Genomic DNA, 12,897 nt, shown 5'->3' on the forward strand with positions numbered 1-12,897 from the left:
ACGGCAGTCGCAGCGTCAACAATATGTCGAGGACATTCGCGCCGCGAATTTGACATTCGAATCCGGTCGAGCATCACTCTCCGGATCGAATGTCAAACTCAGAAGCTGCAATAGAAACAATGGCTTTGACTCCGACACTTGCTCGATGGCATCGAGCGAACACAAGCGTCGGAGTCGAGCCACTAGATGCCCGACTTGCCGTCGGCGCCGATGCTGGCGATGCGCAGGAGGTTGGTCACGCCCGCCGTGCCGAAGGGCACGCCGGCGGTGATGATGATGCGATCGCCAGGCTTGGTGAAGCCTTCCTCGGCCGAGATGCGGCTGGCACGCTGCACCAGATCGTTGAGCGAGCGAGCGTCGTCGGTCACCACCGAGTGGATGCCCCAGACCAGTGCCAGACGGCGGGCCATCGAGCGGTTGGGCGACAGCGCAAGGATCGGCGTCGACGGCCGCTCGCGAGCGGCGCGCAGGCCGGTGGCGCCGGAGGCGGTGAAGCAGACGAGGGCGGCGATGCCCAGCGTTTCGGCGATCTGGCGGGCGGAGGCGGAAATGGCGTCGGCCGGCGTTGCATCCGGCTCGCCGCGCTGACCGGCCAGGATCGAATGGAAGTGCTCGGAATTCTCCACTTCCTCGGCGACGTGGCTCATGGTCTGAACCGCCTCGACCGGGTAGGCGCCGGCCGCCGATTCGGCGGACAGCATCACCGCGTCGGCGCCTTCGAAGACGGCGTTGGCGATGTCGGACACCTCGGCGCGGGTTGGCACCGGCGACTGGATCATCGATTCCAGCATCTGGGTGGCGACGACCACCGGCTTGCCGGCCTTGCGCGTGGTGCGGGTGATGCTCTTCTGCACGCTCGGTACCTGCTCGAGCGGCAACTCGACGCCGAGATCGCCACGCGCCACCATGATGGCGTCGGACAGTTCGAGGATCTCGTTGAAGCGCTTGACGGCCTGCGGCTTCTCGATCTTGGCCATGACGCCGCACTTGCCGTCGACGATCTCATGCACTTCCATGAGGTCTTCCGGCCCTTGCACGAAGGACAGCGCGATCCAGTCGACGTCGGCTTCGAGCGCGGCGGTGAGATCGGCGCGGTCCTTCTCGGTCAGGGCGCCCGAGGTGAGAACGGTGTCGGGCAGGCTGACGCCCTTGCGGTCGGAGATCTTGCCGCCGACTTCCACAACGGCGATCGCCAGCTTGCGGTCATTTTCGACGATGCGCAGCCGGAGACGGCCGTCGTCGATCAACAAGCGATGGCCAGGCTCGAGGGCGTCGATGATTTCCGGATGCGGCAGCGTCACGCCGGTGACGTCGCCGTCGAACTTCTCGCGATGGAAGGCGAATTTCGCGCCGATCTCCAGGAACACGGGACCGTTGGCGAAGGTGCCGACGCGCAGCTTGGGGCCCTGCAGGTCGGCGAGGATGCCGATAGGACGCCCAGCTTCGGCCTCGACCTCACGGATGGTCGAAACGTAGTAGCGCAGCTTTTCGTGATTGGTGTGGCTCATGTTGATGCGGAAACAATCCGCACCCGCCTCATGCAGCCGGGCAATCATGTCCTTGTCGGAGGAGGAGGGGCCCAAAGTTGCAAGAATCTTGACCTTGCGGTTTCGTCTCATTTCGCCCCGTTTCCTTTTTGGGTCGGCTGGTAGAGGTGTACGGTCCAGCTGCGTTGTTCGGCGGTGTCGACCTCGAAAAAGCCCGTCCGCTCATAGCCTCGGGCGACACAGTTCTCGACGCCACCGATGGTAAACATCTTGCGTCTCGTGCACATGAACGCCTTGCCGCCCCACTCGCCACCATGCTGACTGTCGACGGCGTAGAGGTAGTAATAGCGCGAGGCGAGAGCACCGGTCAGCAGCGTTCCGCATTTCGATCCGCCGATATTCCACCAGCCTTCGGAGCGCCAGCCGTCCGCGGCCTTGTAGCCGATCGCCACGGAAATGGTACCGTCGGTCTTGTTGCAGAGCCTGAGATCGGCCTTGGCGGGTGTCGCCGCGGCGAGGGCGATAAAGGACAGCGCCGCGGCAAAAATCGCCGGCCGCGTCCGTCGTACCGGTCCCCTATCTGCCGCCATCGGTTTTCCGCTCGCCAACGATCCTTGTCCGGTGCTCATCGGAGAATGCCCCGCCTTATCGCGTGACCTACGGCAAAATGTCAACGTATAATTACGCAAGCTCCCGCACTGTTCCGCCGTGTCCGGTCTGGCTCCAGCATTAACACGCATCCTCAAGGGCTTACGCTCCAGTCTTTGGTCGTGTCCGAGGGCGTCTGTCACGATCGCGGCCGGGCGATCCAGATGCCCCCCAGGATCATCAGACCGCCGGCCGCCTGGCTCCAGCCGATCGCCTCGCCGAACACCAGGAAGGCGAGGAGGGCGGCGGCGATCACTTCCATGAAAATGACCAACGACGAGAAGGCGGCGGAAAGATAGCCGAGGGCGAAAGCAAGCAACCCTTGCCCTCCGATATGGCTGACATAGGCGAGGGCGGCGAGCGTCGCCGCGCCGGCCAGCGAGGACGGCAGCAGCTTCTGCTCGAAGGTAAAGGCGATGATGCCGAGGCAGAGCGCCGTCACCGTGGTGGCGCCGAAAGTGACGGTGCCAGTGCTGTGCTCACGGCGGGCGGCGCGGATGGCGAGGAAGTAGGTGCCGAAGCCGAAGGAGGTGCCGATGCCGTAGATATCGCCGATCAGCTTGGTGGAATCGAGCGTGTAGGAGCCACCGAGCAGCACGGCGCCGCCGAGGATGCAGACGATGACGCCGCCGGCCTCGCGCCGGCCGACCTTTTCGCCGATGAACAGGCCGGAGAACAGCAACACCCAGATCGGCGCCATCGACGACAGGAAGGTGGCGTTGGCGATCGAGGTGTGGAGGATCGAAAGGTGCCAGAAGAACAGGTCGATGGCGAAGAAGAAACCGGCGAGCCAGATGGCCCTCGAACGGAAGGCGGCCAGAAGCGCGCCCCTGCCGCCCTCGCTCACCGCCCAGATGGCCAGCACCGGCACTGCCAGGGCGACGCGCCAGAAGGCGCTGGCGAACGGGCCGACGTCGGCGATGCGGACGAAGATCGGCGATATGCCCATGGCGACGGCGCCCAGGCAGAGGGCGAGGAAGGCCACAACCTCACCGGGGCGGGCGGATAGCGGCAGCGATCTGGCAGCGGACATGAACGGACCTGGAGGGGCGGCCTCCGGGCGGACCGCGGCGAATGTGCAACGGTCGAACGATCGGTGGGCCAGTGGACGGATCTCGACTTTATCCGACCGATATCAGCATTTAGGATCGTTAGCCATGCAGGACCCGACGGACGACTCCCCTTTCGTTTTTCTGCCCGGTAACGAAGCTGGCGGCCTTCTGATCATCGCCGACCACGCGTCCAACCGGGTCCCCCCGCCCTATGGCGATCTCGGCCTGCCGGCGGCAGAATTCGAGCGCCATATCGCCTATGACATCGGTACCGAATGGCTTGTCCGTCGCCTCGCCGCCTTCACCGGCGCGCCGGCCCTTTTGACCCGCTTTTCGCGCCTGCTGATCGACGCCAATCGCGGCGAGGACGACCCGACGCTGGTGATGCGGCTTTCCGACGGGGCGATCGTACCAGGCAATGCCGGCGTCGACGCCGCCGAACGGCAGCGACGTATCGAGCGCTTCCACCGGCCTTATCACCGGGCGATTGCCGAGCTGGTCGACCGGATGATCGGCACTGGCGTACCGCCGGTGATCCTGTCCATCCATTCCTTCACGCCGGCTTGGAAGGGCGTTCCTCGCCCCTGGGACATGGCGATTCTCTGGGACAGCGACGACCGCATGGTCACTCCGTCGCTCGACGCCTTCCGGGCGCGCGGCCTCAAGGTGGGCGACAACGAGCCCTACGATGGTGCGCTCAAGAATGATACGCTCTATCACCACGGCACGGCGCGCGGCCTTGCCCATCTTCTCATCGAGGTGCGACAGGATCACATCGCCGACGAGGCGGGTGCAAACCACTGGGCGAAGACGATTTTCGAGGTGGTCGCGCCGCTGGCGGGCCGGCCGGCGATGCGCGACGCCGTCTTTTACCGATCGCGCGCCGACGAGCCAGGCGTGTGAATGGACGCTTGAAAATGGTTGACGGGCCCATGAAGTTCGGACTTCATGCCGGCCTCACGGGCGGCAGCCCCGCCCGGACCCAATGACAAGATCGGCAGGACAGATATCCCATGAGCATGGAATCGGCAGAATCGCAGGGCGGCGTCGCGGCGGGTGAACTCCGGCAGTTCATCGAACGCGTCGAGCGGCTCGAGGAAGAAAAGGCCGCGCTCCAGGACGACATCAAGGACGTGATGGCCGAGCTCAAGGGCCGCGGCTACGACGTCAAAGCGGTCAGGGCCATCCTAAAACTGCGCAAGCAGGATCCGGATGAGCGCCAGGAGGCGGAAGCCATCCTCGAACTCTACATGAACGCCCTCGGCATGGTCTGAGGCGCGGCCGCGCCGCCACATGGTCCGTTACGGCGGGTCGTCTCGTGGTGGAAGATGCGGCGCAGCGAGGGCCGGCCATTCCGGCATCGCGTGGTTCCAGAGAATACGGTGGGCTCAGCAAGCCCACCGTGCTTGGGGTCGTAATTCAATCAATCGCCCAATTATGCCTGTTTCAGGTTTCGGCCGGTACTCTCTAGGTCCCGGCACGCCTGTTGGGTGGTTGCGACGATCAGGCGGCTCACGCCGGACGCGATCGTTTCGGGATGATCTTCCTGGAGATAATGGGCGCCAGCGCCGACCGGCACGACTTCGCAATTCTCGAGATTGGCTGCAAAGCGTTTGGCGAAATCCGGCGAGACGAGGGCTCCTGGATCGCCGACGAACAGCATCTTGGGATAGCGGCTCGCGCGCAGAGCCGCGTGGGCTCTGCCTAAATTGCCAGACGTCGCCTGGCTCGCCGGCAAAAAGCCGTGCTCTGTTTGTGGAGACCCTGCCATGGGCGGAGCAGGCGTCACGGCCGCTGAGTGTCGGGGCAGTCTCCCGCAACGCTCAATTGGTATACTTGACCATCAATACGAACGTACGTATTTTCAAGCTATGCCGAGACCATCGAACAAGAACGACATCATTGAAGCGGGTCTGCGGGTGATGTTCCGCAAGGGATACCATGCGGCTGGCGTGCGCGACGTGGTCGCCGACGCCGGTGTGCCCCAGGGCTCCTTCACCAATCACTTCCGCTCCAAGGAAGCCTTCGCCGGAGAGGTGCTCGACTACTATTTCTCGCACACGCGAAAGCTGGTCGGAGAGGCGCTCAACGACCACACACTGACGCCGCGCGAGCGATTGTTCCGCTATCTCGATATCATTACCGATCGCCTGGCCGCCGACGGCTATCTGCGCGGCTGCCTGATCGGTGATTTCAGCATCGAGGTGTCGCAGGCAAGCGAGGTGCTGCGCGAGCGGCTGGCCGCGATTTACCGGGAGTGGCTGGAGCCGTTCGAGCGCTGCATCGAAGAAGGGCAGAGAGCAAAAGAGATCGACACCCAGTTCCCGGCCAAGGACTTGGCCGAGTTCCTGCTGACCTCATGGGAAGGGGCGATCCTGCGTATGAAAGTCGAGCGCAGCCCGGAGCCGCTCGATCGCTTCAAACGGATCGCCTTTGACACGGTTTTCCGCGGCAAGCCATAGGCTGCTGCGGATATGGTGTTCGCCGGGAGTCTTCGTGTTTTTTGGGGGGCAAATCCGGACTTAGGGCGCGAGCAGATATGTTCCGTACCCTTGTACGTGTGACCAGCTTAGTTTTCTGTATCGTTTCAAAGAAGGCGCCGCGCCAACGACCGATGATCGGTGGGTGGCAGGCGCCTTTTTGCATGTGCGGGGCCGGCTGGGTCAGCCCGTCGAATGGGCGCGCTCGGCCAGCGATCCACAATCCGTTCACAGGCCGTATAGGTAGAACCGCTCACCGCGAGCGTCTTTCATTGACCCGACTCGTGAGGCACGAAATACTAGTTGTTGAGCTGAGGTTCTTCAGATGCCACAACATCTGGAGCCAAGAGGGAAGCCGGTGCGAGTCCGGCGCTGCCCCCGCAACTGTCAGCGGCGAGTGCCCGTTCCACGGAAGTCACTGGTGCCCTAGGGTACTGGGAAGACGGAACGGTTGCGATGACCCGTGAGCCAGGAGACCTGCCCCAGCCGAGTTGATTTGTCCTCGGGCGGGGTGCACCGGTGGATCGTCGTCGACGCACGGCCGGAGTCCGTCTCCGCCGTTGTCGATTGCGTTCCTTCCGTTCTCTGCCCTGAATTCGGTGCAAGGGAACGATGTCGGAAATATCTCCAGTCAAGCCGCCTCTCAGCGTCCTCAAGCGATCGGGCGCGCTCGCCCCCTTCGATGCCGACAAGATTCGTTCCGCCGTCGAGCGCGCCGGTGCCGCAAGTGGCGAGTTTTCCAGCGCCGAGGCCCAGCTCCTCGCGATGCAGGCAGTGAAGGTGATCGCCCACCGCTTCGCCGAGCGTATGCCGTCGATCGAGGAGATCCAGGACGTCGTCGAGCAGGTACTGATCTCGGCCAACCACTTTGCGACGGCGCGCGCCTACATCGTCTATCGCGAGCAGCGGGCGCGCCTTCGCCGCGACGCCAACACTGTCGTCGACGTGGTGTCCTCGATCGACGAGTATCTCGAACGCGCCGACTGGCGGGTGAATGCCAATGCCAACCAGGGCTATTCGCTGGGCGGTCTCATCCTCAATGTCTCCGGCAAGGTGACGGCCAACTACTGGCTCAGCCACGTCTACCCGCCGGAAGTCGGCAAGGCGCATCGCGACGGCGACATCCACATCCACGACCTCGACATGCTCTCGGGTTATTGCGCCGGCTGGTCGCTCCGCATGCTGCTCACCGAAGGCCTCAATGGCGTGCCGGGCAAGGTGGAGGCGGGGCCGCCCAAGCATCTCTCGAGCGCCGTCGGCCAGATCGTCAATTTTCTCGGCACGCTGCAAAACGAGTGGGCTGGCGCCCAAGCCTTCTCCTCGTTCGACACCTACATGGCTCCCTTCGTCCGCAAGGATCAGCTGACTTATGAAGAGGTGCGGCAATCGATCCAGGAACTGATCTACAATCTCAACGTCCCCTCGCGTTGGGGTACGCAGACGCCGTTCACCAACCTCACATTCGATTGGGTATGCCCGGATGACCTGAAAGATCAGGTGCCGGTCATCGGCGGCGCCGAGATGGACTTCCGCTATGGCGATCTGCAGGCGGAGATGGACATCATCAACCGCGCCTACATGGAGGTGATGACGGCTGGCGATGCCAAGGGACGCGTCTTCACCTTCCCGATTCCGACCTACAATATCACGCCCGACTTCCCCTGGGAGAGCGACAACGCCACGCGCCTGTTCGAGATGACGGCCAAATATGGGTTGCCCTACTTCCAGAACTTCCTCAATTCCGAGCTGACGCCGAACATGGTCCGCTCGATGTGTTGTCGGTTGCGGCTCGATCTTCGGGAGCTTCTGAAGCGCGGCAATGGTCTGTTCGGTTCGGCCGAGCAGACGGGATCGTTGGGCGTCGTCACGGTGAACTGCGCCCGTCTAGGCTACCTCCATAAGGGTGATGAGACCGGACTGTTGCGCCACCTGGACGAACTCCTGGCCATCGGCCGCACCAGCCTGGAGATCAAGCGCAAGACCATTGAGCGGCTGATGGACGACGGCCTCTTTCCCTATACGAAGCGCTATCTCGGCACGCTCCGGAATCATTTCTCGACGCTTGGCGTCAACGGGGTCAACGAACTGATCCGCAACTTCACCGGCGATACCGAGGACATCACGACGGAGTGGGGCGAGGCCTTCGCCATCCGTCTGCTCGACCATGTCCGCAGCCGCATCGTCGCCTTTCAGGAGGAGACGGGGCACCTTTACAATCTCGAAGCCACACCGGCGGAAGGCACGACCTACCGCTTCGCCCGCGAGGACAAGAAACGCTTTCCGAGCATTCTACAGGCAGGCACGCCGGATGCGCCCTACTACACCAATTCCAGCCAGTTGCCGGTCGGCTTTACGGACGACGCCTTCGAGGCGCTGCGCCGCCAGGAGCCGCTTCAGATGCGCTACACCGGCGGCACCGTGCTCCATCTCTATCTCGGCGAGCGCGTGTCGTCAGCCGAGGCCTGCAAGAAGCTCGTCCGGCGAGCTCTCGAAAATTTCCGCCTGCCCTACGTCACGGTGACGCCAACTTTCTCCATCTGCCCAAAGCACGGCTATCTCGCTGGAGAGCATGAATTCTGTCCGATCTGCGATGCCGAGAGGCTTGCCCAGAAGCAGGCCGCTGCCGAGTGAACGATTTGCGAAGGAGACTTCAGATGAACAAGCCGCTTTCTGCCATCAAGAACGATGCCGCCGCCCTTCTGTCCAACGACGAGCGCCAGCCCTGCGAAATCTGGACGCGAGTGATGGGCTATCACCGCCCCGTCTCGTCCTTCAACAAGGGCAAGAAAAGCGAATTCGCCGAACGGACCGCGTTCGCGGAAGGCAAGAGCCTTGCCGATGCCCGTCGATAATCTGGCGGTCGGCGGATTTTCGCCTCTGTCGACCTGTGACTGGCCGGGCGAACTGGTTGCCACGGTATTCTGCCAAGGCTGTCCGCTCGCCTGCCGCTATTGTCACAACGTCGACCTGATCCCGCCCGGCCGTGGTGCCGGGCCGGACTGGCAGGCGGTCTTGTCGGTTCTTGAGAAACGGCGAGGTCTCCTTGACGCCGTGGTGTTTTCGGGAGGCGAGCCAACTTTGCAGAAGATGCTGCCGGAAGCCGTCGCCGCCGTGAGAGCGCTGGGTTTCCGGGTCGGCCTGCATACGGCCGGCCCCTATCCCGATCGCTTTGCGCGCCTTTTGCCGTACCTCGACTGGGTCGGTTTCGACGTCAAGGCGCCGTTTGCCGACTATGAGCGCGTCACGGGAGTGGTGGGAAGCGGGACGCGGGCGCGCGAAAGCCTCCTTGCGTTGGCGGGAAGCGGCGTCGCCTTTGAGGTTCGAACCACCGTGCATCCGTCGCTGCTTGCCGAAGCCGATCTCGCTCACCTCGATGCTGATCTTGCCATGCTGGGTCTGGCGCCGACACGGCGGCAGCCATTCCGGAGCAAGGGCTGCCAGGACGCGGAACTGCTGGTCGCCTATTGATCGGGCGCGCGCCGAGTTGGAAGCGAGCTGGCTCGGCGTGGCGCGGACGGCTGCGCGGCGTGCCGCTGTCCGCTTGACAGCCCGCCAACGCCAGCCTAGTTTTCTGTATCGTTTCAAAGGAGGCGTCAAGCCGACCGCCGGTCACCGGTGGCGGAGGGCGCCTTCTTCATGTGGATCTCCATGACCGTCCCTTCGCGCACCCCGTCCGTACCGACGCCCATTCGGCGCGACCGGCTGACTTGGGCCGCCTATCTGGCGCTCGCCCAGTTCACCTTTTTTCTGAATATTCAGGGCAACATCATCCCCTTCCTGAAGGACGAGTTCAACCTTAGCTACCGGGTGGTGACGCTGCATCCAGCCGCCGTGGCGGCCGGGCTGATCGTCTCGGGCCTCATCGGTGAACGACTGACGCGCAAGTACGGCCGACTGTGGTCGGTGATGGTCGGCTTGGCTGGTATGGCGCTCGGGGCGCTCGCCATCATCCTTGCGCCCAATCCGGTGGTCAGCATCCTCGGCTGCTTCGTGATGGGGGCGGTCGGCTGCCTTATCTTGATCGTCGTGCCGACGCTGCTGGCCGATTGGCACGGCGCCAATCGCTCGGTGGCGATCGGTGAGGCCAACGGCGTCTCCTACGTCGCCTCGCTGACGGCGGCGATGGCGGTGGGGCTGTTCGTCGCCATCGGCCTCGGCTGGCGGACGGCGCTGCTGTTCGGCGTTGTGCTGGCTGGCCTGCTGCTCCTCTTCATGCGTGGCGTGCCGATGCCGGCGGCGGAAACACCACCGGCCGCCGTGGACGGAGCGCGTGGCGGCCGTCTGCCTTTGGCCTATTGGTTCTATTGGCTGACGATCATCGCCTTCGTGGGTGTCGAGCAGTCGGTACTGGTGTGGGCGACGGAATTCCTCACCCGCGTCAAGGGCGTGCCGATCGCTTCGGCAGCGATTACCGCCGGCGCCTTCTCGCTCGGCATGCTGGTCGGCCGGCTGTCGTCGGCTTTCGTGCTGACGCGGATAACGGCGGCCCGGGCGCTCTACCTGTCGGCGGTTCTCACGGTGCCGGCCTTTTTCCTGTTCTGGGGCTCGCCGAGCCTGACGTTTTCGGTGATTGGCCTGTTCGCCGTCGGCCTTGGTTGCGCGCTGCAATATCCGCTGACGCTGACCAAGGCCATCGTCACCGCCGGTCCGTTCGGTGAGCTGGCAACGGCGCGCGCCTCGCTGGCCAGCGGCCTTTCCATCCTGGTCATCCCCTGGGCGATCGGTGCGTTGGCCGACCATGCCGGGCTCTGGATGGCGATGTCGGCACTGCCGATCCTGACTGTCGCGGCCGCGGTCTTCCTTTTCCTCGGCGAGCGGGTCGTCCGCCGCTGACTATCTGTTGGCGAGGCCGAGCGCCGCCTTCACCTTCGGTTCGAGGGTAAGGGCCTTGCCGTCGCCCATCACTGAAAAAGCCTTGTCCGCGCTCGTCAGGCCGGCGGTGAAGATCGCCCAGGCGAACCCCTGGCGTTCGGCGGCGGCACGCGTCGCCTCGATGAGAGCGATCCGCGCAGCCGGGTCGGCACCGTCCTGATAGACACCGAACTCGCCGAGCAGGATGCGATCGGCCGGAATGTTATTCTCAGCCGCCCAGTCGCTTATCCGCTGGAAATCGGTGGCGATGGTCGCCGGGCCGGCATCGGAGGCTCGGTAATCAGCAAGTGTCTTGCCAACCGCCGCGTTGAGTGCCTTTCGCTGCTTGGGGGCGGTGACGGCTTTAGCGATGCGCTGCCGGGCGTCGCGGGCCAGTGCCTTGCCGGTGGCATCGTCAATGAGCGCGGCCGGGTAGGGCAAATGCGTCAGATAGCGCGAAGCATCGTCGAGCCATGGCCGGCCGGCGTGGCTGACGGCCATCGGCTCGTAATAGTGGAACGTCCAGACGATGTTGGGGTCGTCAGCGAAGGGGGCTGGATCGAGGCGAATGAGCCCGTCGATAAGGCCCGATCGTCCACCGGTCAGCACCAGGGTCAGCGTTGGCGCGGCGGCGCGGGCAGCGGCCCTCAGCGCGGCGAGCTGATCCGGCCAGCGATCTGTCAGGGCGAAATGGGAGTTCCAGTCCTGGTTGGGTTCGTTGATCGGCTCAAGGAGGGTGAGGTCCGGCGGCAAGACGGCGAGGCGGGCGGCGACGCGGGTGACGAGGCCGAGATAGCGGTCCCACAGCACCGGCGGGTGATCGTTGGTGCCGAGCACGTCTTCAAGGCCTTCGGGGCGCTCCTCGTCGGCGGGCAGGAGGTGCAGGTCGACGATCACCGCGAAACCCAGCGCCTGAAGACGCGCCGTTGCCGTTACGACGTGGTCGATCAGCGGCCCGGCGCCGTCATCGCCCGCCCAGAGCATGGCGGCGGAATCGATATCGAGACGGACGAAATCGAAGCCCTCGGCCTTCAGGCGAGCCAACTGGCGGTCATCGATGCGCGCCATCCAGTCGGGGAAGTTTTCCCGGTCGAAGCCGGGCGCCAGGAAACCGTCGCGTCCGATCCAGGTTTGCCAGACCTCGAAGTTGATGCCGCGCTTGAGTTGAGGCGCCGCCATGGCAAGGGAAACGCAAGCGGCAAGGCAGAGCATCGCGAGGCTAAGGACGCGATGGAGGCGGGGCATGGGCGGTCTCCTCCGGCCGGACCGAACCGGCGGTGCCCGATCATGCAGGGCTCGGGCCGTTGGCGCAATGCACCCGTACGGAAGGGGACGGTCTTCCGTCAGGCGTGCCAACGTGAGAGAAGGCAATCAGAATTAAATCCCGGCGCGAGCATTCGCTCGCCCGGCAATATCGGTAGACCCGTCATGTTCCTCACCCTGGTCGACTTCGTCGGCTGTTTCGCCTTCGCCCTCAGTGGTGGAACCCGCGCCGTGGAGCGGCGGCTCGATCCGTTCGGAATCGTCTTCCTGGCTTTCGTTGCCGCCACCTTCGGCGGCATCATGCGTGACGTGGTGATCGGCGCCGTGCCGCCAGTGGCTTTCGTTACCTGGCATTATTTCGCAATCTCTTGCGCCGCCGGCTTCTGCTGCATCTTCGCCCACAATCAGATCGCCCGTCTTGCCGCGCCGGTGGCCGTGTTCGACGCGCTGGGCCTGGGGCTTTATGTGGTTGTCGGCACGCGCAAGGCGATGGAGGCCGGCCTGTCGCCGCTGATGGCCGCGGTCGTCGGCATGATCACCGCCATCGGCGGCGGCATTGGCCGCGACATCCTGGCGGCGCAGACGCCGATGGTGCTGCACAAGGAGATCTACGCCCTGGCGGCGCTGATTGGCGCCCTGATGGTGTCGGTCGGCGACTACTATCACCTGCCATCCGTGCTGGTGGCCGTCGCCGGCGGCGGGCTGTCCATTCTGTTGAGGCTCGCCGCCATGCGCTGGGACTGGAACCTGCCGCCGCCGGCCGGCGGCTCCTGAACGCTGCCACGTCCATAAGGGTGGAATGCCTCCTCATCTGGCATGGATGCCGGGGAGGGGCGGGTGCGCTCATGCCATATGGCATTGCCGCGCGGTCAGCGCTTCACTCGCTTCGCTTCAAGTTCAAAATAAAAAAAAAGGCGCCGAAGCGCCATTTTTTCAGTCGTCCGGAAACCGGATGGTGGGCGTGACAGGGATCGAACCTGTGACCCCTACGATGTCAAATTTTGGACTAGGCATTTCGCGACTTTTGCCGAACTTTCCGCAAGTTGGCTAGGTGTATGATTTTGCTAACGAAAGATGGTGAAATCGTTGGATGGCGATTTCGAGGCTATTCCCTCG

The 12,897-nt window shown here is 64.0% G+C and carries 13 protein-coding genes and 1 riboswitch; of the genes, 8 read left to right on the plus strand and 5 right to left on the minus strand.

What is annotated here, in order from left to right:
- Positions 1–182: 182 nt before the first annotated feature.
- The 3 genes from pyk to AB6N07_RS05470 form a co-directional block, all read right to left on the minus strand.
- Positions 183–1,619, minus strand: a complete 1,437-nt coding sequence (gene pyk / locus AB6N07_RS05460) for a pyruvate kinase (RefSeq protein ID WP_370676798.1) — start codon at positions 1,617–1,619, stop codon at positions 183–185.
- Positions 1,616–2,077, minus strand: coding sequence for a DUF1036 domain-containing protein (locus AB6N07_RS05465; protein ID WP_370676799.1), 462 nt, complete (start codon positions 2,075–2,077; stop codon positions 1,616–1,618). Before AB6N07_RS05465 ends, pyk begins: the two co-directional genes overlap by 4 nt.
- Positions 2,078–2,274: 197 nt before the next feature.
- Entirely contained in the window at positions 2,275–3,168 is an 894-nt protein-coding gene (locus AB6N07_RS05470) for a DMT family transporter (protein WP_370676800.1), read from the minus strand.
- Between the two features lie 124 nt (positions 3,169–3,292).
- Between AB6N07_RS05470 and AB6N07_RS05475 the strand changes: the two genes are divergently transcribed.
- Positions 3,293–4,090, plus strand: coding sequence for an N-formylglutamate amidohydrolase (locus AB6N07_RS05475; RefSeq protein WP_370676801.1), 798 nt, complete (start codon positions 3,293–3,295; stop codon positions 4,088–4,090).
- Between the two features lie 116 nt (positions 4,091–4,206).
- Positions 4,207–4,461, plus strand: a complete 255-nt coding sequence (locus AB6N07_RS05480; RefSeq protein WP_051228978.1) for a DUF2312 domain-containing protein — start codon at positions 4,207–4,209, stop codon at positions 4,459–4,461.
- A 161-nt stretch (positions 4,462–4,622) separates the two neighbouring features.
- On the opposite strand, the gene AB6N07_RS05485 is transcribed toward AB6N07_RS05480, so the two are convergent.
- Complete coding sequence (locus AB6N07_RS05485; RefSeq protein WP_370676802.1) at positions 4,623–4,850, minus strand: hypothetical protein; 228 nt, start codon at positions 4,848–4,850, stop codon at positions 4,623–4,625.
- Between the two features lie 208 nt (positions 4,851–5,058).
- Here AB6N07_RS05485 and AB6N07_RS05490 point away from each other — a divergent pair, with 208 nt between their 5' ends.
- From AB6N07_RS05490 to AB6N07_RS05510, 5 genes are all read left to right on the plus strand, one after another.
- A complete protein-coding gene (locus tag AB6N07_RS05490) occupies positions 5,059–5,649 on the plus strand; it encodes a TetR family transcriptional regulator C-terminal domain-containing protein (protein WP_370678192.1) in 591 nt (196 codons plus the stop codon).
- 315 nt (positions 5,650–5,964) lie between these two features.
- Positions 5,965–6,167: riboswitch (cobalamin riboswitch) on the plus strand.
- A 112-nt stretch (positions 6,168–6,279) separates the two neighbouring features.
- Positions 6,280–8,298 (plus strand): ribonucleoside triphosphate reductase, encoded by a 2,019-nt coding sequence (locus tag AB6N07_RS05495; RefSeq protein WP_370676803.1) that lies wholly within the window; start codon positions 6,280–6,282, stop codon positions 8,296–8,298.
- A gap of 23 nt (positions 8,299–8,321) precedes the next feature.
- Positions 8,322–8,519: an anaerobic ribonucleoside-triphosphate reductase gene (nrdD, locus tag AB6N07_RS05500; protein ID WP_370676804.1), complete on the plus strand. Its 198-nt coding sequence runs from the start codon at positions 8,322–8,324 to the stop codon at positions 8,517–8,519.
- Entirely contained in the window at positions 8,506–9,135 is a 630-nt protein-coding gene (locus AB6N07_RS05505) for an anaerobic ribonucleoside-triphosphate reductase activating protein (protein WP_370676805.1), read from the plus strand. The genes nrdD and AB6N07_RS05505 overlap by 14 nt, the downstream gene beginning before the upstream one ends.
- A 180-nt stretch (positions 9,136–9,315) precedes the next feature.
- Positions 9,316–10,500, plus strand: coding sequence for a sugar MFS transporter (locus AB6N07_RS05510; RefSeq protein WP_370676806.1), 1,185 nt, complete (start codon positions 9,316–9,318; stop codon positions 10,498–10,500).
- Here AB6N07_RS05510 and AB6N07_RS05515 read toward each other — a convergent pair whose 3' ends face one another.
- On the minus strand, positions 10,501–11,763 hold the full coding sequence (locus AB6N07_RS05515; protein ID WP_370676807.1) for a cellulase family glycosylhydrolase: 1,263 nt from the start codon (positions 11,761–11,763) through the stop codon (positions 10,501–10,503).
- Between the two features lie 183 nt (positions 11,764–11,946).
- Between AB6N07_RS05515 and AB6N07_RS05520 the strand changes: the two genes are divergently transcribed.
- A complete protein-coding gene (locus tag AB6N07_RS05520) occupies positions 11,947–12,555 on the plus strand; it encodes a trimeric intracellular cation channel family protein (RefSeq protein ID WP_370676808.1) in 609 nt (202 codons plus the stop codon).
- Positions 12,556–12,897 lie beyond the last annotated feature (342 nt).

The sequence above is a fragment of the Pleomorphomonas sp. PLEO genome (genome assembly GCF_041320595.1).
Classification (GTDB): domain Bacteria; phylum Pseudomonadota; class Alphaproteobacteria; order Rhizobiales; family Pleomorphomonadaceae; genus Pleomorphomonas.

What these genes read in the sequence shown, in the direction of transcription:
- AB6N07_RS05470 (WP_370676800.1), bottom strand. Translation starts at nt 3,168, where the DNA reads ATGTCCGCTGCCAGATCGCTGCCGCTATCCGCCCGCCCCGGTGAGGTT.
- nrdD (WP_370676804.1), top strand. Translation starts at nt 8,322, where the DNA reads ATGAACAAGCCGCTTTCTGCCATCAAGAACGATGCCGCCGCCCTTCTG.
- AB6N07_RS05485 (WP_370676802.1), bottom strand. Translation starts at nt 4,850, where the DNA reads ATGCTGTTCGTCGGCGATCCAGGAGCCCTCGTCTCGCCGGATTTCGCC.
- AB6N07_RS05515 (WP_370676807.1), bottom strand. Translation starts at nt 11,763, where the DNA reads ATGCCCCGCCTCCATCGCGTCCTTAGCCTCGCGATGCTCTGCCTTGCC.
- AB6N07_RS05465 (WP_370676799.1), bottom strand. Translation starts at nt 2,077, where the DNA reads ATGGCGGCAGATAGGGGACCGGTACGACGGACGCGGCCGGCGATTTTT.
- AB6N07_RS05480 (WP_051228978.1), top strand. Translation starts at nt 4,207, where the DNA reads ATGGAATCGGCAGAATCGCAGGGCGGCGTCGCGGCGGGTGAACTCCGG.
- AB6N07_RS05505 (WP_370676805.1), top strand. Translation starts at nt 8,506, where the DNA reads ATGCCCGTCGATAATCTGGCGGTCGGCGGATTTTCGCCTCTGTCGACC.
- pyk (WP_370676798.1), bottom strand. Translation starts at nt 1,619, where the DNA reads ATGAGACGAAACCGCAAGGTCAAGATTCTTGCAACTTTGGGCCCCTCC.
- AB6N07_RS05520 (WP_370676808.1), top strand. Translation starts at nt 11,947, where the DNA reads ATGTTCCTCACCCTGGTCGACTTCGTCGGCTGTTTCGCCTTCGCCCTC.
- AB6N07_RS05495 (WP_370676803.1), top strand. Translation starts at nt 6,280, where the DNA reads ATGTCGGAAATATCTCCAGTCAAGCCGCCTCTCAGCGTCCTCAAGCGA.
- AB6N07_RS05475 (WP_370676801.1), top strand. Translation starts at nt 3,293, where the DNA reads ATGCAGGACCCGACGGACGACTCCCCTTTCGTTTTTCTGCCCGGTAAC.
- AB6N07_RS05490 (WP_370678192.1), top strand. Translation starts at nt 5,059, where the DNA reads ATGCCGAGACCATCGAACAAGAACGACATCATTGAAGCGGGTCTGCGG.
- AB6N07_RS05510 (WP_370676806.1), top strand. Translation starts at nt 9,316, where the DNA reads ATGACCGTCCCTTCGCGCACCCCGTCCGTACCGACGCCCATTCGGCGC.